Annotated in this window: 25 protein-coding genes; 16 read left to right on the forward strand and 9 right to left on the reverse strand. The window is 68.8% G+C overall.

What is annotated here, in order from left to right:
* Positions 1–116: 116 nt before the first annotated feature.
* The gene (locus ACFYTQ_RS17400) at positions 117–1,016 is read left to right on the forward strand and encodes a class I SAM-dependent methyltransferase (protein ID WP_387361769.1); all 900 of its coding nucleotides are present in this window, start codon (positions 117–119) and stop codon (positions 1,014–1,016) included.
* Positions 1,017–1,209: 193 nt separating this feature from the next.
* Here ACFYTQ_RS17400 and ACFYTQ_RS17405 read toward each other — a convergent pair whose 3' ends face one another.
* A complete protein-coding gene (locus tag ACFYTQ_RS17405) occupies positions 1,210–1,827 on the reverse strand; it encodes a hypothetical protein (protein WP_387361770.1) in 618 nt (205 codons plus the stop codon).
* 235 nt (positions 1,828–2,062) lie between these two features.
* On the opposite strand from ACFYTQ_RS17405, the gene ACFYTQ_RS17410 reads away from it, so the two are divergent.
* The 6 genes from ACFYTQ_RS17410 to ACFYTQ_RS17435 all read left to right on the forward strand — a co-directional run bounded on the left by ACFYTQ_RS17410 (position 2,063) and on the right by ACFYTQ_RS17435 (position 7,837).
* Positions 2,063–2,902 carry a helix-turn-helix domain-containing protein gene (locus ACFYTQ_RS17410; RefSeq protein ID WP_387361772.1) on the forward strand — a complete coding sequence of 280 codons (840 nt, stop codon included), beginning with the start codon at positions 2,063–2,065 and terminating at the stop codon, positions 2,900–2,902.
* 75 nt (positions 2,903–2,977) lie between these two features.
* On the forward strand, positions 2,978–3,589 hold the full coding sequence (locus ACFYTQ_RS17415; protein WP_387361774.1) for a dihydrofolate reductase family protein: 612 nt from the start codon (positions 2,978–2,980) through the stop codon (positions 3,587–3,589).
* 183 nt (positions 3,590–3,772) lie between these two features.
* On the forward strand, positions 3,773–4,936 hold the full coding sequence (locus tag ACFYTQ_RS17420; protein ID WP_387361776.1) for an 8-amino-7-oxononanoate synthase: 1,164 nt from the start codon (positions 3,773–3,775) through the stop codon (positions 4,934–4,936).
* Between the two features lie 234 nt (positions 4,937–5,170).
* A complete protein-coding gene (bioD, locus tag ACFYTQ_RS17425) occupies positions 5,171–5,845 on the forward strand; it encodes a dethiobiotin synthase (protein ID WP_387361778.1) in 675 nt (224 codons plus the stop codon).
* A gap of 19 nt (positions 5,846–5,864) precedes the next feature.
* Positions 5,865–6,254: a VOC family protein gene (locus ACFYTQ_RS17430; RefSeq protein ID WP_387361780.1), complete on the forward strand. Its 390-nt coding sequence runs from the start codon at positions 5,865–5,867 to the stop codon at positions 6,252–6,254.
* Between the two features lie 437 nt (positions 6,255–6,691).
* Positions 6,692–7,837 (forward strand): alpha/beta fold hydrolase, encoded by a 1,146-nt coding sequence (locus tag ACFYTQ_RS17435; protein WP_387361781.1) that lies wholly within the window; start codon positions 6,692–6,694, stop codon positions 7,835–7,837.
* On the opposite strand, the gene ACFYTQ_RS17440 is transcribed toward ACFYTQ_RS17435, so the two are convergent.
* Complete coding sequence (locus ACFYTQ_RS17440; RefSeq protein WP_387361783.1) at positions 7,834–8,418, reverse strand: TetR/AcrR family transcriptional regulator C-terminal domain-containing protein; 585 nt, start codon at positions 8,416–8,418, stop codon at positions 7,834–7,836. The genes ACFYTQ_RS17435 and ACFYTQ_RS17440 overlap by 4 nt on opposite strands.
* 96 nt (positions 8,419–8,514) lie before the next feature.
* On the opposite strand from ACFYTQ_RS17440, the gene bioB reads away from it, so the two are divergent.
* From bioB to ACFYTQ_RS17455, 3 genes are read left to right on the forward strand one after another with little or no spacing between them, the layout of a single operon-like run.
* On the forward strand, positions 8,515–9,540 hold the full coding sequence (gene bioB, locus ACFYTQ_RS17445) for a biotin synthase BioB (RefSeq protein ID WP_387361785.1): 1,026 nt from the start codon (positions 8,515–8,517) through the stop codon (positions 9,538–9,540).
* A gap of 51 nt (positions 9,541–9,591) precedes the next feature.
* Positions 9,592–9,807: a hypothetical protein gene (locus ACFYTQ_RS17450; RefSeq protein WP_387361787.1), complete on the forward strand. Its 216-nt coding sequence runs from the start codon at positions 9,592–9,594 to the stop codon at positions 9,805–9,807.
* On the forward strand, positions 9,807–10,463 hold the full coding sequence (locus ACFYTQ_RS17455) for a DUF2567 domain-containing protein (RefSeq protein ID WP_387361789.1): 657 nt from the start codon (positions 9,807–9,809) through the stop codon (positions 10,461–10,463). Before ACFYTQ_RS17450 ends, ACFYTQ_RS17455 begins: the two co-directional genes overlap by 1 nt.
* Before the next feature lies 1 nt (position 10,464).
* On the opposite strand, the gene ACFYTQ_RS17460 is transcribed toward ACFYTQ_RS17455, so the two are convergent.
* The gene (locus tag ACFYTQ_RS17460) at positions 10,465–11,109 is read right to left on the reverse strand and encodes a DedA family protein (RefSeq protein ID WP_387361791.1); all 645 of its coding nucleotides are present in this window, start codon (positions 11,107–11,109) and stop codon (positions 10,465–10,467) included.
* 100 nt (positions 11,110–11,209) lie between these two features.
* Here ACFYTQ_RS17460 and ACFYTQ_RS17465 point away from each other — a divergent pair, with 100 nt between their 5' ends.
* Both ACFYTQ_RS17465 and ACFYTQ_RS17470 read left to right on the forward strand, forming a co-directional pair.
* Positions 11,210–11,371: a hypothetical protein gene (locus tag ACFYTQ_RS17465; RefSeq protein WP_387361792.1), complete on the forward strand. Its 162-nt coding sequence runs from the start codon at positions 11,210–11,212 to the stop codon at positions 11,369–11,371.
* A gap of 48 nt (positions 11,372–11,419) precedes the next feature.
* Positions 11,420–12,607, forward strand: coding sequence for a dipeptidase (locus tag ACFYTQ_RS17470; RefSeq protein ID WP_387361793.1), 1,188 nt, complete (start codon positions 11,420–11,422; stop codon positions 12,605–12,607).
* Positions 12,608–12,652: 45 nt separating this feature from the next.
* On the opposite strand, the gene ACFYTQ_RS17475 is transcribed toward ACFYTQ_RS17470, so the two are convergent.
* The 3 genes from ACFYTQ_RS17475 to ACFYTQ_RS17485 all read right to left on the reverse strand — a co-directional run bounded on the left by ACFYTQ_RS17475 (position 12,653) and on the right by ACFYTQ_RS17485 (position 14,538).
* Positions 12,653–13,339 (reverse strand): helix-turn-helix domain-containing protein, encoded by a 687-nt coding sequence (locus ACFYTQ_RS17475; RefSeq protein WP_387361794.1) that lies wholly within the window; start codon positions 13,337–13,339, stop codon positions 12,653–12,655.
* Entirely contained in the window at positions 13,336–13,710 is a 375-nt protein-coding gene (locus ACFYTQ_RS17480; protein WP_387361795.1) for a hypothetical protein, read from the reverse strand. Before ACFYTQ_RS17480 ends, ACFYTQ_RS17475 begins: the two co-directional genes overlap by 4 nt.
* A 69-nt stretch (positions 13,711–13,779) precedes the next feature.
* Complete coding sequence (locus tag ACFYTQ_RS17485; protein ID WP_387361797.1) at positions 13,780–14,538, reverse strand: NUDIX domain-containing protein; 759 nt, start codon at positions 14,536–14,538, stop codon at positions 13,780–13,782.
* Between the two features lie 75 nt (positions 14,539–14,613).
* On the opposite strand from ACFYTQ_RS17485, the gene nadA reads away from it, so the two are divergent.
* Genes nadA through nadC form a run of 3 tightly spaced genes read left to right on the forward strand, consistent with a single transcriptional unit; the run spans position 14,614 to position 18,140 of the window.
* The gene (gene nadA / locus ACFYTQ_RS17490) at positions 14,614–15,639 is read left to right on the forward strand and encodes a quinolinate synthase NadA (protein ID WP_387361799.1); all 1,026 of its coding nucleotides are present in this window, start codon (positions 14,614–14,616) and stop codon (positions 15,637–15,639) included.
* Positions 15,636–17,243, forward strand: coding sequence for an L-aspartate oxidase (locus tag ACFYTQ_RS17495; protein WP_387361801.1), 1,608 nt, complete (start codon positions 15,636–15,638; stop codon positions 17,241–17,243). The genes nadA and ACFYTQ_RS17495 overlap by 4 nt, the downstream gene beginning before the upstream one ends.
* 36 nt (positions 17,244–17,279) lie before the next feature.
* Positions 17,280–18,140 (forward strand): carboxylating nicotinate-nucleotide diphosphorylase, encoded by an 861-nt coding sequence (gene nadC, locus ACFYTQ_RS17500; RefSeq protein WP_387361803.1) that lies wholly within the window; start codon positions 17,280–17,282, stop codon positions 18,138–18,140.
* Between the two features lie 3 nt (positions 18,141–18,143).
* Here the strand turns inward: nadC and ACFYTQ_RS17505 are convergent, their stop codons facing one another.
* The 3 genes from ACFYTQ_RS17505 to ACFYTQ_RS17515 form a co-directional block, all read right to left on the reverse strand.
* Positions 18,144–18,566 (reverse strand): Tellurite resistance TerB, encoded by a 423-nt coding sequence (locus ACFYTQ_RS17505; RefSeq protein ID WP_387361804.1) that lies wholly within the window; start codon positions 18,564–18,566, stop codon positions 18,144–18,146.
* 228 nt (positions 18,567–18,794) lie between these two features.
* Positions 18,795–19,967 carry a winged helix DNA-binding domain-containing protein gene (locus tag ACFYTQ_RS17510; RefSeq protein ID WP_387361806.1) on the reverse strand — a complete coding sequence of 391 codons (1,173 nt, stop codon included), beginning with the start codon at positions 19,965–19,967 and terminating at the stop codon, positions 18,795–18,797.
* A gap of 9 nt (positions 19,968–19,976) precedes the next feature.
* Positions 19,977–20,831, reverse strand: coding sequence for a MerR family transcriptional regulator (locus ACFYTQ_RS17515; RefSeq protein ID WP_387362298.1), 855 nt, complete (start codon positions 20,829–20,831; stop codon positions 19,977–19,979).
* 111 nt (positions 20,832–20,942) lie between these two features.
* Here ACFYTQ_RS17515 and ACFYTQ_RS17520 point away from each other — a divergent pair, with 111 nt between their 5' ends.
* On the forward strand, positions 20,943–22,160 hold the full coding sequence (locus ACFYTQ_RS17520; protein ID WP_387361808.1) for an erythromycin esterase family protein: 1,218 nt from the start codon (positions 20,943–20,945) through the stop codon (positions 22,158–22,160).
* Positions 22,161–22,185 lie beyond the last annotated feature (25 nt).

Below are 22,185 nucleotides of genomic sequence, written 5' to 3' on the forward strand. Positions count from 1 at the left end.
TGGTTTCGGTTGTTTCGCTGTTATCGGGAATTCATGTTCGCGTGATATGATGGCGGTGAAGTTGAAATTCCTTGTCTACCATCGGTCTTCGCCATCTCTTTGAGCGAAGGATTTCGATGCGTGATACTCAGCCCAGCGCTACCGCGCTCATGTCCGCTGCCGCCCGTGCGGCCCATTTGATCGTGGACGATGAGCCGTATCTCTTTCGCGACAGTCTGGCGGGGGCGATGCTCGGTGAGCGGGCTGAGGAGCTGATCGCCTATCACCGTGTGCGTGGGGATCACATCGTGCTGGCGGGGACGCGGGCGCAGGTCACTACGCGGAGCTATTACGCGGAGAAGTGTTTGGCGACAGGGGGTTTCGAGCAGTACGTCATCCTCGGTGCCGGGTTGGACACCTTCGCCTATCGTTCGGCCCTTGTCGCCGGTCTCACCGTTTTCGAGGTCGATCATCCCGCTACTCAGTCCGCGAAACGTCGGATGCTGTCCGAGCGGGGTGTCGAGCCTCTCGGTCGGACGGTCTATCTTCCGCTGGATCTGGAGACGGATTCGCTGGTTCCGCACCTCGTGTCCTCCGGTTTCGACCCTGCGCGGCCGAGTCTCATCGCGTGTTTGGGGGTGTTGATGTATCTCAGTTCGGGTGCTGTCGAGGGTCTGGTGGCCTCGCTCGGTGTGCTGAGCGGGGCTGGTACGCCGGTCGCCTCGACCCCCACTTTCCATCTCATCCTCGAATATGCCCTCCCTCCATCCCATCGAGACTTCCGAGGCGCCGCCTATGCCGACATTGCGCTTACCGCCGCCGCCGACCACGGCGAGCCGTGGCTGAGCTTCCACACGCCGTCCGACATGGACGACCTCTTGGCCCGGCACGGTTTCTCCGACACCACCCACATCCCCCAATCGGACTGCGTCCCAGTCGAATTCTGGTCTCGCACCGACGTCCTCGTCCCCGCCGACCTCTGCCGTTTGGCCCACACCCATAGGGTCGTACCGCCAGCTGCCGCTGCCGCTCGATGACCTCGAGCCTCGGCCCGACCGCTGGTCGGGGCTGGCGACAAAACTGCGGATGGCATCCCCGTTGGGCGGGTCGGTCGCGGCCGTCCCCGGATCCGCTCCGACGTCGTCATCGCCGACCGGGCGTATTCGCATCGAGCCGCCTACTGCCAGGCCGAACTCACCATCGTCGCCCTCATCCTCCGGCTACGGCGACTTACAGGACACGGCCCAGTCCAAGCACCCCTCGATCGAACCAGCCGAGGCGATTTCGGCGTCTCGGGACGCCCGGATCCGCTGCCGTCCGGGGGACCGCAGGCGGCGGCACGGCCTCCGGGGCGAGCGCGGATTCCGGAAGCAGCGGTGGCAGATACGGCCAATACGTCGGATGTTCGCGCACCAGCTCCCGCAGCACCGGACTGGTCCCGATCACGGTGCGGCAGTAGTCGTTCCACGGCAGCGCGCTCTCGCTCGCCGGGATCCGCAGGTGCGCGTGGATCCCGCTGCACAGCACGTCGGCCAGGGCTTCGGCGATCGTGACGATCTCGTCCCGGGCGTCGTGCCGTTTCGGCAACGGTTGGTTCTCGTAGAAGTAGCGACGGGTCCCGGGCCGTCGCAGCATGAGCAGATGCACCTCCCGCAGCGCCCCCAGCACCGCGTTGTTCGCGGAGATCGCCGCCATCGCGTTGCTGATCCTGGCCTGCTCGATTCCCGCCCGGCTCTGCTCCGCCACCGCCTTGGTCTGCCGGGCCAGATAGAACACCGACGCCGTGGTCACCACCAACGCGAGCGCGGCAACGAACGCGGCCACCGCCTCGGCCGAAATGCCCCCCATGAATTCCCCTACGATCACACTGGTGAATCGTTCTGCCGCTACCAGATTATCAAGCACGGCCCCTGGACTCGTCGTTCGCAGACCGTGCGCATGCGGCAACGCCTGTTGAGGTCGCCGCCCGTTTCGCCGACATCTACGGTGCGTCGAAGGACACCATCTCCAAGATCATCGGCAAAGTGGTCGGCGAGCGCGTGTATCTGTGGCGGGGTGAGGGAGGGGCGGTGAGACTGGGGGGATGCGGTATGTGGGACGGGTGCCGGGGCCGCCGCTCGATCGGTTTGTCGATGACATCTACTGCTTGAGTGGGGTGCCGCGGTATCGGCGGATGAATGTGCCGCCCATGCCGTCGGCGCATTTGTTCGTGAATTTGGGTGCGCCGGTTCGGATTTGGGATTCGGATGCGGCGGTGCCGCCGGTGGTGTTCACCGGTGGATTGGTCATGGGGCTGTGGACCCGGCGGTTTCTCTTCGAGTATCCGGAGCGGGTGCGGATGGTGGGGGTGCATTTCAAGCCGTGGGGGCTCTCGCCGTTCGTGGGAGTGCCCGCGTCCGAGTTGCGGGACCGCTGGGTGCCCGCCGATGCCGTGTGGTCGCGGGCCGCGGATCGGATTCGCGATCGGGTGGGCGAGTGCGGCTCGGCTACGGAGACGCTACGGATCCTGGAGGAGGAGTTGCTGGCACGGCTCCTCGAACCGGCGCGTGGTCTCGACCTGGTCCGGCACACCGGGGTTCGGCTGGAGAATTGTCACGGTTCCGTGCCGGTGGGCGCGCTCACCGAGGCGGTGGGTGTGAGCGTCAATCACCTTGCGGCGCAATTCAAGTCGCATGTGGGCGTGACGCCGAAACGGGTGGCGCGGATCTATCGCTTCGCGAGTCTGATCCTCGCCGTGGACGCCCTGCGCCCGGTCGACTGGTCCGCCCTCGCCCACGCGGCGGGCTACTTCGACCAGGCCCATTTCGCCAAGGAGTTCAAGGACTTCACCGGCCACACCCCCACCGAATACCTCGCCCTGCGACGCCGACTGCCCGCCGCCCGGGACTTCCCGCCCGACAACGGCCCGATGCCCGCCGAGTGATTTTTTACAAGCCCGGCCGCCCGTGACGGGACAAGATCGGATTTACCAGCGCCGAGCCGAACCCGAGGAGCACCCGTGGGCACCGTGATCATGCACAACGTCGTATCCCTGGACGGCTTCATCGCCGACGACAACGACGACGTCGGCCCCCTCCACGACTGGTACTTCAACGGTGACACCCCGATCACCCCCGACCGCGACGAAGGCTTCGACCACTCCGGATCGGGCGCCGGCTTCAAGGTCTCCCGCGCCTCCGCCGACTACGTCCGCACCATGTGGGCCTCGATCGGCACGATCATCATGGGCCGCAACCTCTTCGACCTCGTGAACGGCTGGGAGGGCAGCCCCCCGGCCGGAGACCACGTCGTGGTCGTCTCCCACCGTCCCAAACCCGAAGGCTGGCACCCCGAAGCCTCCTACCATTTCGTCGACGACGTGAAGTCCGCCGTCGCCAAGGCCCGCGACCTCGCCGGCAACCGAACCGTCGCCGTGAACGCGGGCGAAGTAGGCACCCAAATCTTCACCGCGGGCCTCATAGACGAGGTCGCAATGGACGTAGTCCCCGTCGTCTTCGGCTCCGGCAAGCGCTACTTCACCGACACCACCACCCACCACCACCTCCAATCCCCCCACCTGGTCATCCAAGGCGACGGCGTCCTCCACCTCAGATTCAAACCCCACCCCTGACCCCGAGCACCAGCCCGGCGCGGTTTCAAACCCCCCACAACCCCCAGGCGCGGCAACACAGCCGCACCCTTTATTCGGATCCGCACCCCTTGTGTAGCCCTGCAACGGGTGCGGATTCGAATAAAGGGTGCGGCTGGGGTGGTGTGGCTGGGGGTGGGGGTTGGGCTTGAACGGTGTTCAAGTATGCTGCTGGCTGTGAATGATCCGTTGGGCTGGTTGGATGTGCGGGCCGGGGAGCGGGTGCGGGCGGGGCTGCGGCGGGAGTTGCGGGCTCGGGGGCCGGTGACGGGGATGATCGATCTTGCTTCGAATGATTATTTGGGGCTTTCGCGGCGGGCGGAGGTGGCGGAGGGGGCTATCGAGGCGGTGCGGAAGTGGGGGACGGGGTCCACCGGGTCGCGGTTGGTGACCGGGACGACGCTCGAGCACGAGGAGCTCGAGGCGGAGCTGGCGGAGTTCGTGGGGGCGCGGGCCGGGTTGGTGTTCGCGTCGGGATACGCGGCGAATCTCGGGGTGGTGACCGCGCTGTCGGGGCGGGGGTCGCTGGTGGTGTCGGACGCGGGGAGTCATGCCTCGTTGGTCGACGCCTGTCGGTTGTCGCGGGCGCGGGTCGAGATCGCGCCGCATTGCGATGTTGAGGCGGTCGATCGGCTGCTCGCCGAGCGCACCGAGGAACGGGCGCTGGTGATCACCGATTCGGTGTTCAGCGCCGACGGCGATCTCGCGCCGCTGACCGAGCTGCATCGCGTGGCGCGGGCCCGCGGCGCGGTGCTGGTCGTCGACGAGGCGCACGGGCTCGGCGTGCGCGGAACCGGCGGCCGGGGACTCGTGCACGAACTGGGCCTGGCAGGACAGCCGGACCTCGTGATCACCGCGACTTTGTCGAAAGCCCTTGCGGCACAAGGCGGTGTGGTCCTGGCCGACGAGCGCGTGCGTGCCCACCTCATCGACTCCGCGCGCACGTTCATCTTCGACACAGGCTTGGCCCCGGCCGCCGTGGGCGCCGCACGAGCCGCCCTGCGCCTGCTGCGCCGCGAACCCGAGATGGCCATCCGGGTTCGCACCCGAGCCGCCGAGATAGCCCGCATATCCCAAGTCCCGCAACCGGATTCGGCCGTCGTCTCGGTGGTCATCGGCGAGGCGCAACGCGCGTACGACGCCGCCCAAGCCTGCCGGGCACGCGGCCTGAGCGTCGGCTGCTTCCGTCCGCCCTCGGTTCCGGAGGGCACCTCCCGCCTCCGCCTGACCGCTCGCGCGGATCTCACCGACGCCGAAATGGCCACCATCGCAACGGTTCTCACCGAGGTGCTGGCCGACGCTCGTCGCGCGGAGGCCGCACCCGCATGAGCGCACCGAATTGTTGTGTGGTCGTGAGGTACTGGCTATCACCCAGCACGAATACGCCGACGGGGTTGGGCACACTCGCATGAGCACAACCAATTGTCGCGCGGTCGTGAGGTATTGGCCGTCACCCAGCACGAATACGCCGAGGGGGATGGGCACCCCGCCCGAGACCACAGCGCGCGCCCTGCGGGAACCAGAATGTGACGCCCGCCCGAGTCGAACGGAGGACACCGCGGTATGAGCACCTTGATCGTGACCGGCACCTCGACCGAGGTCGGCAAGACCATCACCACCGCCGCCCTCGCCGCGGCGGCCCGCGCCGCCGGACGCTCCGTCGCCGTCTGCAAACCCGCCCAAACCGGTGTCGCCCCAAGCGAATCCGGCGACCTCGCCGAGATCGCCCGCCTGTCCGGTGTGACCCGAACCCTCGAACTGGCCCGCTACCCCGACCCGCTCGCCCCCGACACCGCCGCCCGCCGCTGCGGGCAACCGTTGCTGACGCTCGGGGACACCGTCGCCGCCATCGACTCCCTCGCCGACGCCGACCTCACCCTCATCGAAGGGGCGGGCGGTCTGCTGGTCCGCCTCGGCGAGTTCACCCTCCTCGAACTCGCGCGGAAACTCGCCGCTCCCGTGCTCGTGGTCGCGGCCGCCGGGCTGGGCACCCTTAATCACAGCGAGCTCACCACCCGAGCCCTCGCCGCCGCCGGGCTCGACTGCGCGGGTCTGGTCATCGGATCCTGGCCCGCCGCACCGGATCTCGCGGCCGAATGCAATCGCACCGATCTGCCCGCCGTCACGGGGGTCGATATCGTCGGGGTCATTCCCGAGGGCGCGGGGCGTTACGCGCCGGAGCGGTTCGCGGCCGAGGCGGGAACGTGGTTCGCTCCGGGGTGGACCGCGCGGCTCTGATTCTGGCTACCATGCGCACGTGCTGAACAACGCCCGCGTCGAAGCGCGCATCCCCACCCAGGATCTCGCTCGGGCCCGCCGCTGGTACGCGGAGAAGCTCGGGCTCGAGCCGGTCGAGGAACGTCCGGGCGGTCTGCGCTACGAAGGCTCGTCGGGCGTGTTCTGCCTCTTCGCCTCGGCGGGCGCCTCGAACGGCTCCTTCACCCAGATGGGTTTCTACGTCGACGACATCGAGGCGACCGTCCGCGACCTGCGCGCCCGCGGCGTCGTCTTCGAGGAGTACGGGGGCACCGAGAACGGCATCATGACCATCGAAGGCAACTACCCGAGCAAGGGCACCGGCGAACGAGCCGCCTGGTTCCGCGACAGCGAGGGCAACATGCTGGGCCTCGCCGAAATCCTCCCCTGACCGGCACCCCCAGCCGCACCCTTTATTCGAATCCGCACCCTCTTCCGGGCCATGTAAAGGGTGCGGATCCGAATAAAGGGTGCGGCTGTGTTCGTGCGCCTGGGGGTAGTGGACTCTGGGGAAGGGTTACCGGGCAGGAGGATCGAATAGGGGGTGCGGCTCGGTTCGTGCGCCTGGGGAGGGAACTGGGCAGAAGGGGTTACCGGACACGGGGATTCGCAAACGGGGGAGGGGGATCTTGGCGGGGGTGTGGAGTGTCACGCGGGGGTGTGGGGTGGGGGTGAGGGGAGGAAGGGGTGGGAATCTTCTCGCCGGTCTTCGGGGTGGGGAGAGCTGGATCGGGTGCTATAGCCATTGGCTGACAGGGCTCCGAGCGGGGGGACACACCGCACGCGACGGATGATCTTCCCCGGGGACAGCTCCTACAGTGGATAGGGATGTTTCACGAGGACCGGCTCCCGTCCACCGTCGCGGATTACGACGATGCGCGGCGGCGGGCGCGGCTGGCCGAAACACGGTGGGGGCACGATTGGGTGACGTTGCGGCGGACTCGGCAGGTGTTGGTGCGGGTGGGGTTGATTCCGTTGGTCGTACTGGGGTTGTTCGTGCAGTACTGGGCGGGGGATATCGCGCCCGAGCGGGCTCGGTTGGCCCGTACCGAACCGGCGGTGATGCCGATCGCGGGGCCCGCGAACGTTCAGGGGCGGGATACGGCGGTGTTCGACCTGGTCGGACTCGGGTCGCTCGATGCCAGCGATACGGCGCGGTCGTTGCCGTCGCTGACGCAGCTGGGGTCGGTGTGGGCGGTGCGGTACGACAACACCGGTATCGACACCAAGGTCATCAGCGATCTGATCGTCAAGGTCACCGACGCGGCGCGGATCGACAACATCGTGCTCGTCGGGCACAGCATGGGCGGGGTGATCTCGCTCGAGATCGGCAAGCACATCCACACCGGCAGTACGAAGAGACTGCAAGCGGTCATCCTCGACTGCACGCCGGTGAACCTCGACGCCGTGCGTCCCGAGAGCCGCGACCAGGGTGAGGATCTGCTGCGCTGGACGGGCTGGATGCCGGGTACCCGGGAGAGCCGCACCCTGCGTCTGCTCGCCGAAACCTACGCTCGCCGAAACGATTTCATCGATTACGGCAGCATCCCGCCCGGCATCGCGGCGAACCGGCTCGGCCACACCGTCTCCGACGTGCTGGAACAGAAGATCTTCAACTCCGACGTCGCCAGCAACGGCCTGATCGAGGCCCAGTTCAAGGCGATCGTCGCCAGCGGCGCGGTCGACGACCTGCGCGCGCTGGCCAAACCGGCGAACGGGAAACCGCGCCCGGCCATCGCGTTCATCCGCCCGCACAACCCGGACCGTGACCCCATCGTCGACGACGTCTACACCCACCAGGTGCTCATCGATTACGTCGGCGGCGTCAACGGCACCCTGCTGGTCGTGCTCACCCGCACCACCGGCCACGCCAATCCGCGCCAACAACCCGGCGAGTACAACAAGGTCATCAGCGAGCAGATCGTCCCGTTCGTCCGCCAGATCAACGGCGAGCAGCTGGCCGCCTCGCGCTAACGCACCCGATCGCCCAGCAGATGCCGCACCCCGCCCAGGAACAACTGCAGACCGAAGTCGAAACGCTCTGTGGCACTGGTGTTCTCGTACAACGGTGAGGACTCGTCGGGCAGCGCTCCGGCCGAATCCATCTGCATGCGCGACTGCTCGTCGACCGTCTCGCCGAGCACGTAGTACAACAGCGTGTACGCGCCCAGATCGGCCTCCTCGCGCGTCATCCCGCCGCGAATCAGCGCGCCCGCCAAGCGTTCCCGGCCCTTGCTCGTGGTCAATCGGGAAGCGTAAGTGGCCGAGACCAATTCGGCGCCGTCGCGGTAAGCCAGCAGGCATTCGCGCAGCCGATGCGCCAGCTCGCCGATCTGATCGGCCCAATTCTCGCCCGCCACAACGTCTTCCAGGGGTGCGAGAATGCGGTCGGCCACCGCGCCCAGCAGCGCCTGTTTGTTCGGGAAGTGCCAGTACAGCGCGCCGGGTTGCACGCCGAGCGAGGTCGCCAGCCGCCGCATGGTCAGATCTGCCAGGCCGTACTGGTCGAGGATCGCGATCGCCCCGTCCACCACGTCCGCGCGATGCAGCTGCATTCGTATCCCTTCACGTTTTGACTCGCACCCCACGCTACCTTAGCCTGAACACCGTTCAAGTTGCCCGGCCACCCGGCCGAACGAAGGGATTCGCGCATGACTCAGGCACCGGCACGGACCGAGGTCGACAGCGACATTCTCGCCGTCGCCCGCGAGCAGGTCCTCGATCGCGGCGTGGGGCTCACCCAGGACCAGACCCTCGAGGTGCTGCGCCTCGGCGACGACCGGCTCGAGGAGCTGCTCGCGCTGGCGCACGAGGTGCGCATGCGCTGGTGCGGTCCGGAGGTCGAGGTCGAGGGCATCATCTCGCTCAAGACGGGCGGCTGCCCGGAGGACTGCCACTTCTGTTCGCAGTCCGGGCTTTTCCAGTCGCCGGTGCGTGCGGCCTGGCTCGACATCCCCTCGCTGGTCGAGGCGGCCAAGCAGACCGCGAAGACCGGCGCCACCGAATTCTGCATCGTCGCGGCCGTGCGCGGGCCGGACGCGCGGCTGATGGCGCAGGTCGCCGCCGGGGTGGAGGCGATCCGCAACGAGGTCGACATCCAGGTCGCGTGCTCGCTGGGCATGCTCACTCAGGAGCAGGTCGACCAGCTCGCCGCCATGGGCGTGCACCGCTACAACCACAATCTCGAGACCGCTCGCTCGCACTTCCCGAACGTGGTCACCACGCACAGCTGGGAGGAGCGCTGGGACACCCTGCGCATGGTGCGCGAGGCGGGTATGGAGGTGTGCAGCGGCGGCATCCTCGGTATGGGCGAAACCCTCGAACAGCGCGCCGAATTCGCCGCGCAGCTGGCCGCTCTGGAACCCGACGAGGTGCCGCTGAACTTCCTCAACCCGCGGCCGGGCACCCCGTTCGGCGATCTCGAGGTGCTGCCCGCCGCCGAGGCACTCAGGGCCGTGGCCGCGTTCCGGCTGGCGCTGCCGCGCACGATGCTGCGGTTCGCGGGCGGGCGCGAGATCACGCTCGGTGACCTCGGTGCCAAGCAGGGCATCCTCGGCGGCATCAACGCCGTCATCGTGGGCAACTATCTGACGACCCTCGGGCGTCCGGCCGAACAGGATCTGGATCTGCTCGCGGATCTGAAGATGCCGATCAAGGCCCTGAACGAGACACTGTAAGGTCGTTCCTCGGCCGAAGGCACGGGACCGATACCGCACATCGAGGTGGTCGTGGAGACGAAACAGCGCTACAACCCGTACACGGGTGAGCCGGTGATCGCCGGTGTCTCCGTATCGGTTCCGGCCGCGGCGGCCCTGGGGCTCGAGCCCCCGCGCTTCTGCGAGGAGTGCGGCCGCCGGATGATCGTGCAGGTGAGTCCCGACGGCTGGTGGGCGAAATGCTCCCGGCACGGGACGATCGACTCCACGAGCCTGGACCATCGTTGATGGCCCACACATCCACCGCCGAGCCGACCCGCGCGCGCAATCCCGAATGGCGTGTCGCGGGCTGGTTCACGGCCGCGCTGCTGCTGGTGAGCGCGCTCGGCGGGGTGGTGTGGGCGCTGCTCGCGCCGACCGAGAAGGTGGTGGTGCTCGAGCCCGGGCGCGGGGCCGCGCTGACGGGGGAGAGCGTGCACCGGTTCGACGCGGTCGCCGTCTTCGTGTGCATCGGGGCGGTGGTCGGGCTGGTGTCGGCGGTCGCGGTGTGGCGGCTGCTGCGGCGCGTGCGGGGGCCGATCATGCAGTGCGCCTTGCTGTTCGGCTCGCTGGCCGGGGCCTGGTTGATGGCGCGGTGCGGGGAATTCGTTGCGGGGCAGCTGCATTCGCGGCCGGATCATCCGGCCGTGCACACGATCGTCGAGTTCGCGCCGACGGTGACGGGGTGGACGGCGCTGGTGGTGCAGCCGCTGCTCGCCTCGCTGGTGATCCTGGTGGGCTCGGCGCTGTCGACGTCGGAGGATCTGGGGGCGGGGGCGCCGGTGTCCGAGAGTTTCGGCGGGCCACGGCCGTACGCGTCGGATGTCAGTTACGGGCCGTACGGGACCGCGGCCTCCGACTCCCCGGGGCGGGCGAATCCGTTCCAGGACAGCGACTCTCGCTGACTCAGTCCGCCGGGTGGCTGGCCTCGTACTCGGTTTCCAGCTTGCGCTCCTGGCGGCGTTCGCGGACCTTCCACACGATCAGGCCGATGACGAGGAGCGCGACGACCACGCCGGCCGCCGAGCGGCCGACCGTCTTGGCGACGACCTCGTAGGACTGGCCCGCGACGAAGCCGAGGACGACAAAGGTGATGCCCCAGACGATTCCGCCGGTCGCGTTGAACGCCAGGAACTTCGGGTACGGCATGCGGGCGGTGCCCGCGAGGGCGGGCATGACCGCGCGGAAGAACGCCGTCCAGCGGCCCAGGAAGACCGCCCAGCCGCCGCGTTTGGCCAGGAACGCCTGAGCCTTGTCCAGGCGAGCGCGGTGGCGGTCCAGAATCGAGGCTTGCAACAGCCGGGTGCCGACGTGCTTGCCGACCTCGTAGCCGACGCTGTCGCCGATGATGGCGGCGGCCACCACGAGCAGAATCATCGCCCACAACACCACGTGGTGCTGGCTGGCCGCGACGCCGCCGAGCACCGCGGCCGTCTCGCCGGGAACGACGAAGCCGACGAAGATGGCGTCCTCGACGAACACCAGCAGGGTGACGATCACGTACACCCACGCCGGGGGGATGTCGAGGATCCGGTGCAGCAGCGAGTCCATGCCGGTCACGCTACCCGGATCGCGCGGTCCCGGAAATTCGCTCGCGGTCCCGGCATCGGCGCGAATACCGTCATCCGGCGAGGACGACGAGGGGGAGACGATGACCACGACACCGCGCCGACGGCTCGGCGAACCCGAGCGCGCGGATCTGACGGCCTGGCGTCGCCGTCACGAGCTGCGCAGATCCAATGCGGCGCAACCTGTTTCGAGCAAGCGTACGTATCGGCGCGGGACCAAGCATCGCAAGCGCGACCCGGAGTAACCGTCGTGTCGCCGGTTCGACCGGGCCGGGGCCGGGTAGAACGGAACGATGACACTCGAGCGCGCCCGCGCCCTGCTCCGCGACGCCCCCGTGGTCGACGGTCACAACGATCTGCCGTGGGCCATGCGGGTTCTCGCCCGCTACGACCTGAACGCCGTCGACCTGGCCGCCGACCAGAGTTCGCTGCTGCACACCGATCTCGATCGGCTGCGCGCCGGTGGGGTGGGGGCGCAGTTCTGGTCGGTGTACGTGCGCAGCGACCTCGCCGGGGATCACGCGGTGAGCGCGACGCTGGAACAGATCGACTTCGTGCGGGCGTTGATCGAGCGGTTTCCCGATCGGTTGCGGGCGGCGTACTCGGCTCAGGACATGGAGGACGCGCGGGCGGGCGGTCGGATCGCCTCACTGCTGGGGGCCGAGGGTGGGCACAGTATCGACTGTTCGCTGGCGACATTGCGGGCGTTGTATCGGCTGGGCGTGCGGTATATGACGTTGACGCACAACGACAATGTGCCGTGGGCGGATTCGGCGACGGACGAGCCGAAGGCGGGCGGGTTGACGGCGTTCGGGAAAGAGGTTGTGCGGGAGATGAATCGGCTGGGGATGTTGGTCGATCTGTCGCATGTGTCGCCGGAGACGATGCGGGACGCTCTCGCGATTTCCGAAGCGCCCGTTATCTTTTCGCACTCGTCCGCGCGGGCGTTGTGTGATCATCCGCGCAATGTGCCCGATGATGTGCTCGCGGCACTGCCCGGGAACGGTGGCGTCGCGATGGTGACGTTCGTGCCGAAATTCGTTCTGCCCGAGGCGGTTCGGTGGACTGCGGAAGCCGATGAGAACATGGTCGCGCACGGGTTCCATCCGCTGGATACGAGTCCGGCGGGGATGGAGTGTCAACGGGCGTTCGAGGCGGAGCATCCTCGGCCGGTGCCGACGGTCGCGACTGTCGCGGATCATCTGGACCATATGCGGGAGGTGGCGGGGATCGAGCACATCGGGATCGGGGGTGACTTCGACGGGACGGCGTTCGTGACGGCGGGGTTGGACGATGTGTCGGGATACCCGAATCTGGTGGCGGAGTTGCTCGTTCGCGGGTGGTCGGATAGTGACATCGCGAAACTGACATGGCACAACGCGGTTCGAGTGTTGCGGGACGCGGAGGCGGTCGCGAGCGAACTCCAGCGAATCCGCCCACCGTCGCTGGCGACGATCGAGGAACTGGACGGGACGCGCTGATCCGGTCTGGTCTCCAATTCCCTTGCGGCTAGGACTCCTTCGTGCTCAGGAACAGGTGGTGGCCTGTTCGTCGCGCTCCGAGGGATCGATATCGATGCGGAGGTCTCGAACGAGTCGTTCGAGCGTTTCCTCCCACCCTGGCGTGTTGTCGCCGACAATATGGATCGCCGTTCGGAGCGCGGCGATCCCGGTTTGACTCGCGGACAAGGCATCCTCTGCTTCGACGGTCAGTCCGACCACCACTTCCCTCTTCTTCGGGATGGTCGCCGTGGCTTCGAGAATGTGATCGAGGTTGTGCAGTTCGTCGAGCACGCGAGCGATGCGCTGCTCCACGAACTCACGTTCCTCGGCTTTGATCGCGCCGATCAGGACACGTACACCGAGCTTCCAACTTCGGTTGCGTGAACCGGTCGGTGGCTCAATAGTTTTGACTATCCGCGTGCCGACGCGCGCGTCCGCCGCCGTGCGATCGATGCGTTGGATGGCTTCGAGGCCAACGCCGTAGCCGAGCACATGCATCATTCGGGCCAGGCTCCGAAGGGTGAGGTTTCGACGGCCGCTGAGCCGCTGACTGATCTCTGTCGGCCGAACTCCCAGCATGTCGGCGAGTTGACGTTTGGTTGTATTCGTCGCCTCCAGCGCTTCATGGACCATCTCGGTGGCCGCCAAGACAAGGCGCTCCTCGGCGACGAGCGCATCGGATTCCGGGGTACGTGGGAACCAGGTGTTCATTGGGTGTGCGCCTCCTTCCAAATCTCGATTGCACGGGCCGCCTGTTCGCATACTTTCCGATCCGGAGGCTTTCTTGCTCCATGTGTGGCAATCCAGTCGTTGCCTTCGCGAATGACGTACAAGCGATGACCGGACCTCGTCTTGATCTCGGATACGGAGGGTGAGACCGGGCAGTGCAATCTGCGCATCTCTTCCGGGCTGCGCAGATATCCGATCGTGGTCAAACGTTCGAAGCGTACGTAGAACTGCGCCTTGGTTCGTTCGTCGCAGGACGCCAGCCAGTCTCTCGCCCGGCAGGCTCCGCCGATCACCGCGCCGAACAACGTCAGCGTCCGGCCGTCATGCAACACCTCCAACCGAAGTGAAGTCATAACTTCACTCTACTGGCAGTGTAGTGCCTGCTGGGGTCGTTGCCTACCTGCCGCGAGGTTCGATTGCGCTCACCCCGGTGGCCGCAATGCGGCGAATTCGTCCGTCACGCGGAGGCCGTCGTCGGTGAAGCGGTAGACGGCGGCGGGGCGGCCGCCGGATTTGCCGGGGGCGGCGGTGGCGCCGGTGGGGGTGATGACCTTGCGGCGGGTGAGGACTCGTTGGAGGTTGGTGGTGTCCACGTCGTAACCCAGGGCGGCGCAATAGATTTGGCGGAGGGTGGACATGGTGAAGCGGGCGGGGGCGAGGGCGAAGGCGATGTTGGTGTAGGAGAGTTTGGCGGCGAGGCGGGCGCGGGCGTGGTGGACGACCGTGCCGTGGTCGAAGGACATGGCGGGCAGGGTGGAGACGGGGTGCCAGCGGGTGTCGGGCGGGAGGCGGGGGTCGGCGGTGAGGGGGACCAGGCCGAGGTAGGCCGAGGCGATGCGGCGGGGGCCGGGGACGCGGTGCGGGTCGCTGAAGACCGAGAGCTGTTCCAGGTGCCAGAGTTCGCGGACGTCGACCTTCTCGGCGAGTTGGCGGCGGGCCGAGGCGTCGAGGTCCTCGTCGTCGCGCAGGCGGCCGCCGGGTAGGGACCAGGTGCCGGTCTGCGGTTCCATCGCGCGCTCCCACAGCAGCACGGCGAGTTCGGTGTGCCAGCCGGGGGTCTTGCGTACCGACTGGGGATCGATCGCCTCGCTGATGCTCTGACCTGCGGTGATGGTGGCGGGGAAGCGGCGAACCTGGAACACGGCGGTGAGCGATTCGTGAACGGTGCTACTATGGGGCACGTTTTCGATTCTAAGTCGAAAACCGGGTGTATGCGAATCGGCGCGGTTGCCGAGCGCATGAGGAAGGAGCCTGCCATGGCGACGATGATGCTTGCCGGGCATGTAGTGGACGGTCCGTCGGGGTTCACGGGGGTCGAGGCGACCCCGGAGTGGGCCCGGGAGATCAAGCGGCTCGCGCGGGAGCGCAACGCGACCATCCTGGCGCACAACTATCAGCTGCCGGAGATCCAGGACGTCGCCGACCACGTCGGTGACTCGCTGGCGCTGTCGCGGATCGCGGCGGCCGCGCCCGAGGACACGATCGTGTTCTGCGGAGTGCATTTCATGGCGGAGACGGCGAAGATCCTCAGCCCGGCGAAAACCGTGCTGATCCCGGACCAACGTGCCGGTTGTTCCCTCGCGGACTCCATCGACGCCGACGAGTTGCGCGCCTGGAAGGCCGAGCACCCCGACGCGGTGGTGGTGTCGTACGTGAACACCACGGCCGCGGTGAAGGCGCTCACCGACATCTGCTGCACTTCCTCCAACGCGGTCGACGTGGTGGCCTCGATCGACCCCGACCGCGAGGTGCTGTTCCTGCCGGACCAGTTCCTCGGCGCGCACGTCAAGCGGGTGACCGGCCGGGAGAACATGCACATCTGGGCCGGGGAATGCCACGTGCACGCGGGCATCAACGGCGACGAGCTGACCGAGCAGGCGCGCAGCCACCCCGACGCCGAACTGTTCGTGCATCCCGAATGTGGTTGCGCCACTTCGGCTCTGTACCTCGCGGGGGAGGGCGCGTTCCCGGCCGACCGGGTGCACATCCTGTCCACCGGCGGCATGATCGACGCCGCCCGGGCGGCCCGGTCGAATCAGGTGCTGGTCGCCACCGAGGTGGGCATGCTGCACCAGCTGCGCAAGGCCGCGCCCGGCATCGACTTCCAGGCCGTCAACGACCGCGCCGCGTGCAAGTACATGAAGATGATCACCCCGGCCGCGCTGCTGCGCTGCCTGGTCGAGGGGCGCGACGAGGTGCACGTGGATCCCGAAACCGCTGCCGCCGGAAGGCAATCGGTGCAGCGGATGATCGCCATCGGCAATCCCGGCGGCGGGGAATGACCTCGTTCACCTGGGAGGCCGAGGCCGATCTCGTGGTGATCGGCGGTGGCGTCGCGGGCCTGACCGCGGCGCGCACCGCCTCGCTGCGCGGGCTGCGGGTGCTGACGCTGAGCAAGGGCGGGCCCACCGACACCGCCACCCAGTACGCGCAGGGCGGCATCGCCGTCGTTGCGCCGCAAGGGGATTCGGTGGATTCGCATGTGCACGACACCGTGGTCGCCGGGGCGGGGCTGTGCGATCCGGAGGCGGTGCGCTCGATCGTCGAGGGCGGCGGGCGCGCGGTGGCGGCGCTGACCGACCTCGGGGCGGTGTTCGATCTCGGGCGCGACGGGGAGATCTCGCGCACCCGCGAGGGCGGGCACAGCACGCGGCGGATCATCCACGCGGGCGGGGACGCGACGGGCGCGGAGGTGCAGCGGGCGTTGAACGCGGCCGGGCTGCCGGTGCTGTTCGGCGCGGCGGCGGTCGATGTCGTGACCGGGCCGGGCGGGGTGCGCGGGGTGCTCGCGGTATCCGACGAGGGCTTCGGCGTGGTGCACGCGCCCGCGGTGCTGCTCGCGACCGGGGGGCTCGGCCAGCTGTACGCGTGCAGCACCAATCCGGCGGGCGCGACGGCCGACGGGGTGGCGCTGGCACTGCGGGCCGGGGCGATCGTGGCGGATCTCGAGTTCGTGCAGTTCCATCCGACCGTGCTGTTCGCGCGGGGCAGGGTGGGGCGGCGGCCGTTGATCAGCGAGGCCGTGCGCGGGGAGGGCGCGAGACTAATTGACGCACAAGGGATTGCGATCATGGACGGGGTGCATCCGCGGGGCGATCTGGCGCCGCGGGATGTGGTCTCGCGGGCCGTGGCCGCGCGGATGCGGGCCACCGGGACCGAGCACGTGTATCTCGACGGGCGGGGGATCGAGGGTTTCGCGGAGCGGTTCCCGACCATCACGGCCTCGTGCCTGGCGGCGGGGATCGATCCGCGGCGGGATCTGATCCCGGTGGCGCCGGCGGCGCATTACCAGTGCGGGGGCGTGGTGACCGATACCTGCGGGCGCACAACGGTTCCCGGGCTGTACGCGGCGGGCGAGGTCGCGCGCACCGGGCTGCACGGGGCCAATCGGCTGGCCTCCAACAGTCTGCTGGAGGGGCTGGTCGTCGGTGAGCGGGTCGGGGCGGCGGCGATCGAGCGGCGGGACGAGGGGGTCGAGATCGCCGCGGCGGCGGTTCCGATGTTTCCCCGGGCGGATCGAACATCGTTGCAGGCGTTGATGTCCGATCACGCGTCGGTGGTCCGCGACGGGGAGGGGCTGCGGGCCGGGGTGCTGGGCCTGGTCCAGCTGCTGCGGGGCGAGAACGCGAATTCCGCTGTCGCGGAATCGGTTACGGATATCGAGGATTCCGCACTGACCCTCACGGCCCGGGCGCTGCTGGTGGCGGCCGCCGCCCGCACCGAGAGCCGGGGCTGCCACACCCGTTCCGACCATCCCGAGCCGCGCGCGGAGTTGCATCGCAGCCTGCCGGTCCGTTTGGGGGCCGACGGGCGGCCGCAGATCGTTCCGGAGCTGGCCGATCCGCCGGGACGGTGGACCGGGTTGGCCGTGCCCAGGGCGTCGTAGCCGCCCGAGACAAGACTTTTCGATCAGGAGGTAATGATGACGCTGGACGGTGGGCTCGACAGGGATGAAGTGGTGGGGATCGTGCGGCGGGCCCTGGAGGAGGATCTGCGGTACGGGCCCGATGTGACGACGAATGCGACGGTTTCGGAGGACGCCGTGGTCAAGGCGGGGGTGGTGGCTCGGGAGGCGGGGACGGTGGCCGGGATCGATGTGGGGGTGGTCGTGCTCGATGAGGTGATCGGGGCCGGGAATTACGAAGTGACCGAACGGGTTTCGGATGGGACTCGGGTGCGGGCGGGGGAGACGGTGTTGGGGGTCGTGGGGCCCGCTCGGGGGCTGCTGGTGGCGGAGCGGACCCTGTTGAATCTGGTGACGCACATGTCGGGGATCGCCACGGCGACCGCGGCGTGGGTGGATGCCGTGGCGGGGACGGAGTGCCGGATTCGGGACAGCCGGAAGACATTGCCGGGGTTGCGGGCGTTGCAGAAGTACGCGGTGCGGATGGGCGGGGGCGTCAATCACCGGATGGGGCTGGGGGACGCGGCCCTGATCAAGGACAATCACGTGGTCGCGGCGGGCTCGGTGGTGGCGGCGCTGCGGGCGGTGCGCGCGGCCGCGCCGGAGATCGCCTGCGAGGTCGAGGTGGACGATCTCGATCAGCTCGACGCGGTGCTGGCCGAGGACGTGGAACTGGTGCTGCTGGACAACTTTCCGCTCTGGGCCACCCAGGCGGCGGTGCAGCGCCGCGACGCGCGGGCGCCGCGGACGAAGCTGGAATCCTCCGGCGGGTTGAGCCTCGACGTGGCCGCCGACTACGCCCGTACGGGCGTCGACTACCTGTCGGTGGGCGCGCTGACCCACTCGGTACGGGTCCTCGACCTCGGTTTGGACATGTAACCGCTACAGCCCGAATTCGCCCGGGGCCAAACGCAATACGCGGCAGCAGTCGCGCAGCGCGTCGGCGCCCCGGCCGTCCACCCGCCCGGCGAGCTCGATTCCGGCCCACACCGCCGCGCGGGCCCGGGCCGGGCTGTCGGTGGCGCGGGCGATCTGCTGGAGCACGTACGCGCGACCGAAGGCCGGATCGAGAGTGAGCCGAAGCCAATTGTCCTCGAACAGATTTCGCAGTTCCGCTTGCGAGAAGTGATGCAGGACGGTCGATTCCTCGATGCGGTCCGCGATGCGGGTGCGGCGCTCGGGGTCACCGGTGGTGCCCGCGGTGGTCGCCAGGGCGCAGACCCCGACGGCCGCGTCGCGGAAGATGATGTCGCGGAAGGTGTCCGCGCGCGTGGAAGTCGTTTCGAGATCGTCGACGAAGGACAAGGAACTACCCCCAAACAGGTGGAATTGTTCGGGCGGCCGCCTACCGTCCGAATACGACAATCGATGGCGCGACGGTAACAGAACACCGTGCCCCGCCCGGCGCGAAACGATCGACTGTCCGGACGCGTCCGAAATCGCAAACGACGGATGTAATTTCATCGCCGCGATGACCTGGCGACACGCGAACCCGCAGGTCCGTGGCGTGATATCCGCCACAGGGGCGTGTTATCAGGCGGTGAGTTCCCGTTCCAGCGGCGTGCGAAAGCGCGGAATCGCGCGCACGTCGCCGAAGAACTCGCGAATGCGTTCGGCCTCCCGTTCGATCGCGCTCTCCGCATCGCGGCCCACGTCTTCGAGCGTGCGCCAGACTATTTCGCCGTCCTTGCGCTGCGCCCAGCCGCCGACGATTCGTCCGTCCCACCAGATCGTCGGACCGATATTGCCGTTGGTGTCGAAGACCGCGGGAGCGTGCGGGCCCAGGAACCAGTCGCGCGCCTGCCAGCCCATCGGCGTCGGGTCCAGGGCGGGCAGCAGCGCCGCCCACGGCTCGACGGCGGGAGTGGGCTCGAGGTCGTCGGCGAGGGCGATGCCGGTCGCGCCGTCGAGATCCACCTCGGCGATGTCCAACCGCGCCAACGCTTTTCGCACATCGCCCAGCGTCCAGCCGGTCCACCACTTGAGGTCGGCGACGGGCGCGGGGCCGAAGGTGCGCAGCCAGCGCTGGACCAGTTCCGCGCGGCCCTCCTCGATCGGCAGCGCGGGAATGCCTGCAGGGAGCCAGGATTCGATCGGCGCCCAGGTGTACTGGCTGCTGGTCCAGCCGCCGTTCGGCCGTCCGCGCACGATGCCGCCCTCGCAACCGAGGGTGACCAGCACCCAGGTGGTGATGTTGGTGGGCTTGGAATACGGCTTGCCCGGCGCGGTGTCGACCTGGGTGCGCAGCCGCGGCACCGCCGCGCCGAGCTGGGCGCCGGTGGCGCTGCCGCGGGCGAGCAGTGCGCGATGGGTCTCCGCCTCGACCTCGCTCAGCCACGCCTGCACATCGCCCTCGACCACACCCTCCAGATACCGCCCGTAGGTGCGGCGCTGCTTGTGGGCCAGCGCGTCCGCCACCGAAACCTGAAGGGCCGGAACCAGATCCACCGGGACGACGAACATGGTGCGGCGCATGGCCAGCATGCGCAGCAGCGACCGGTCGTCGTAGAGCGCCCGCTCCATGTCCGCCGGTTCGAGGGCGCGCCCGCGCGCGGCGGCCGACAGGTACACCGTCGCCGGATCGGTGGCGTGCAGGGCGACCATCGCCGCCGCGATCGCGGCCGGATCGTCGACGCGCCGGGCCGGGGCGAGCAGATGCCGGGTCGCGAGTCGGGCCCGCCGCTCCGCGGTGTCGATCGAACGCATGGGCGAATACTACTCGAGCGGGCGCAGATAGGCGTCGAGCTGGGCCGCGCCCGCGAGCAGGGCCCGCCCGCGGGCGGTGAGCCGGTCCTGCCAGGCGTCGAGGAAGGCGCGCAGCGCTTCGGCGCCGCCCGCCGCGCGCAGGGACTCGAGGAAGCGGGCGATCTGGTCCAAGGGGTGGCCGCCGCGCCGGAGTTGCCGGGCTATCTCGGCGTCGCGCACACAGTCCGGGCCGAAAAGCCGGTAGCCCGTGGACCTTTCGCGTTCGGGGCGGAGAATGCCCGCGGCCTCCCAGGCGCGCAGCGTCGCCGCGTGGACGCCGAGGCGGTGCGCGAGTTCGCCCACGGTGAGGGGTGGGGACGACGTTTCGGCCGGGTCGGGGTCGTGTGGGGCTGATCTTGCGGCCGGGTCGGGGTCGTGTGGGGCCGGGTTGGGGTGGTGTGGGGTCGATTTCGCGGCCCGGTCGGGGTCGTATGGGGCTGAGTTTGCGGCCGGGTCGGGGTGGTGCGAGGTCGATGTTGCGGCCGGATCGGGATCGCGAGGTGCCGTGGTCAGGGTGGTGAGGGCGGTGGCGACCTCGGCGTGGGTGGTGCGTTCGTTGTGGAGGGTGACGTGGGTGGTGTCGAGGAGGCGGTAGGCCGCGGGGAGGTCGTTGCGGTGGACGGCGCGCATGATCTCGAGGGCGTGTTGGTGGCCGTGGCCCTCGCGGAGGGTGAGGAAGGCGCGTAGGGCGCGGGCGTGGCGGGGGGTGTAGTGGCGGTAGCCGGTGTCGGCGCGGTCGGTGGGTGGGAGGGCGCCTGCGGCGTCGTAGTTGCGGATCGCCTGGGCGGACAATCCGTGTTCGCGGGCCAGGTCGATCGGTCTCAGGAGAGGTTCCTTTGAGGGTTTTCGGCGGATGTTCCAGGTGGATATCGCGGAAGTTTCACTCGGTTCTTCAACGATAGCGTCGAGGGCAGTTCCTTCGACCAAGGGGAGATCATGTCCACAGTCACCGCGCTGCGTGCGATGGGTCGCGCGCTCGATGATCCGGAGAGTCTGGGGCGGGCGCTCGACGAGTTGCTGGGCGCGCGTCGGGAGCCGCCCGCCCTGTTCGCCCTCGGGGAGCCGACGCACGGCATTCCGGCGTTTCCGTTGCTGCGCAACGACATTCTCGCGCACCTCGTCGAGCGTGGCTTCCGGTCGATCGCGCTGGAGAGCGACTTCTTCGCGGCCGCGCTCGTCGACGACTATGTGAACGGGTCCGCGGGCGCCATCGACACGGTGCTGAGGAGCGGATTCAGTCACCGCTTCGGCAATGTGCCGGGCAATCGCGAACTCGTGGAGTGGTTGCGCGCGCACAATGCCGACCGCGCGCCCGGGGACCGCGTCCACTTCTACGGGTTCGACGTGCCGTTCGACCAGACCGAACTTCCGAGCCCGCGCGGGTCGCTGACCGCTGCCATCGCCTGTCTGCCCGAAGCGCTGCGTCCCGAAAGCGCTTGCGCCGCGGACGATTTACTCGGTGACGACGGGGAGTGGACGAATGCCGGGGCCACCTACGATCCGGAACTGGCCTTCGCCGACCCCGACCGCCTCCGCGCCCTGCGTGTGCTCGCCGACGACGTCGCCAGCGCCCTGCGTCGGGCCGCTGCCGCGCTGCGAGCCGCCGACCCGGCCGGATACGACCTCGCCGCCGCCCACGCCCGCACCGCCCAGGGCCTGCTGCGCTATCACACGGCGTTGGCGCGCCGCGGTCCCGATCGCATCGCGCTCCTGCTCAGCCTGCGCGCGGAGATGATGGCCGACAATCTCCTCGCGATCCTCGCCCGGGAGCAGCACCGGGGACCGACCCTGGTGTTCGCCCACAACACGCACCTGCGGCGCGCGCGGTCCCGCATGACGGTCGGGGCAGCCGACGTGAGCTGGGACAGCGCCGGGGCGCTCGTCGCCACCGCCCTGGGCGAGTGGTACGTCTTCGTCGCCACCGACGCCGACCCGCACAGCGAATCCGGCACGCTCCAAGGCGAATTGGCCGCCGTCACCGCTGGGCGCGCCCTGTTCCCGGCACCGGCACTGCGCGCGGCGCTGCCCGCCGCCACCACCGCGAGCGCGCCGATCGTGCCCGGACACATCCCTCTCACGCCCGACGATCTCGATTGTGCCGACGCGGTGGTCTTCATCGCGGATACGGATGGGAAGCGGTATCCGTACTGGTAAGGACCACGGGAACAGTGCGGGGTCG

Origin of the sequence: Nocardia sp. NPDC004068, assembly GCF_042874315.1 — a bacterium.
In the GTDB taxonomy this organism is placed as follows: Bacteria; Actinomycetota; Actinomycetes; order Mycobacteriales; family Mycobacteriaceae; genus Nocardia.

Bases quoted from the DNA above. Each gene is read 5' to 3' on its own strand.
- ACFYTQ_RS17420 (WP_387361776.1), top strand. From the start codon at position 3,773: ATGCTGCTGGCTGTGAATGATCCGTTGGGCTGGTTGGATGTGCGGGCC.
- ACFYTQ_RS17455 (WP_387361789.1), top strand. From the start codon at position 9,807: ATGGCCCACACATCCACCGCCGAGCCGACCCGCGCGCGCAATCCCGAA.
- ACFYTQ_RS17510 (WP_387361806.1), bottom strand. From the start codon at position 19,967: ATGCGTTCGATCGACACCGCGGAGCGGCGGGCCCGACTCGCGACCCGG.
- ACFYTQ_RS17475 (WP_387361794.1), bottom strand. From the start codon at position 13,339: ATGAACACCTGGTTCCCACGTACCCCGGAATCCGATGCGCTCGTCGCC.
- ACFYTQ_RS17480 (WP_387361795.1), bottom strand. From the start codon at position 13,710: ATGACTTCACTTCGGTTGGAGGTGTTGCATGACGGCCGGACGCTGACG.
- ACFYTQ_RS17410 (WP_387361772.1), top strand. From the start codon at position 2,063: ATGCGGTATGTGGGACGGGTGCCGGGGCCGCCGCTCGATCGGTTTGTC.
- ACFYTQ_RS17400 (WP_387361769.1), top strand. From the start codon at position 117: ATGCGTGATACTCAGCCCAGCGCTACCGCGCTCATGTCCGCTGCCGCC.
- bioD (WP_387361778.1), top strand. From the start codon at position 5,171: ATGAGCACCTTGATCGTGACCGGCACCTCGACCGAGGTCGGCAAGACC.
- ACFYTQ_RS17435 (WP_387361781.1), top strand. From the start codon at position 6,692: ATGTTTCACGAGGACCGGCTCCCGTCCACCGTCGCGGATTACGACGAT.
- nadA (WP_387361799.1), top strand. From the start codon at position 14,614: ATGGCGACGATGATGCTTGCCGGGCATGTAGTGGACGGTCCGTCGGGG.
- ACFYTQ_RS17470 (WP_387361793.1), top strand. From the start codon at position 11,420: ATGACACTCGAGCGCGCCCGCGCCCTGCTCCGCGACGCCCCCGTGGTC.
- ACFYTQ_RS17520 (WP_387361808.1), top strand. From the start codon at position 20,943: ATGTCCACAGTCACCGCGCTGCGTGCGATGGGTCGCGCGCTCGATGAT.
- bioB (WP_387361785.1), top strand. From the start codon at position 8,515: ATGACTCAGGCACCGGCACGGACCGAGGTCGACAGCGACATTCTCGCC.
- ACFYTQ_RS17405 (WP_387361770.1), bottom strand. From the start codon at position 1,827: ATGGGGGGCATTTCGGCCGAGGCGGTGGCCGCGTTCGTTGCCGCGCTC.
- nadC (WP_387361803.1), top strand. From the start codon at position 17,280: ATGACGCTGGACGGTGGGCTCGACAGGGATGAAGTGGTGGGGATCGTG.
- ACFYTQ_RS17460 (WP_387361791.1), bottom strand. From the start codon at position 11,109: ATGGACTCGCTGCTGCACCGGATCCTCGACATCCCCCCGGCGTGGGTG.
- ACFYTQ_RS17495 (WP_387361801.1), top strand. From the start codon at position 15,636: ATGACCTCGTTCACCTGGGAGGCCGAGGCCGATCTCGTGGTGATCGGC.
- ACFYTQ_RS17465 (WP_387361792.1), top strand. From the start codon at position 11,210: ATGACCACGACACCGCGCCGACGGCTCGGCGAACCCGAGCGCGCGGAT.
- ACFYTQ_RS17440 (WP_387361783.1), bottom strand. From the start codon at position 8,418: ATGCAGCTGCATCGCGCGGACGTGGTGGACGGGGCGATCGCGATCCTC.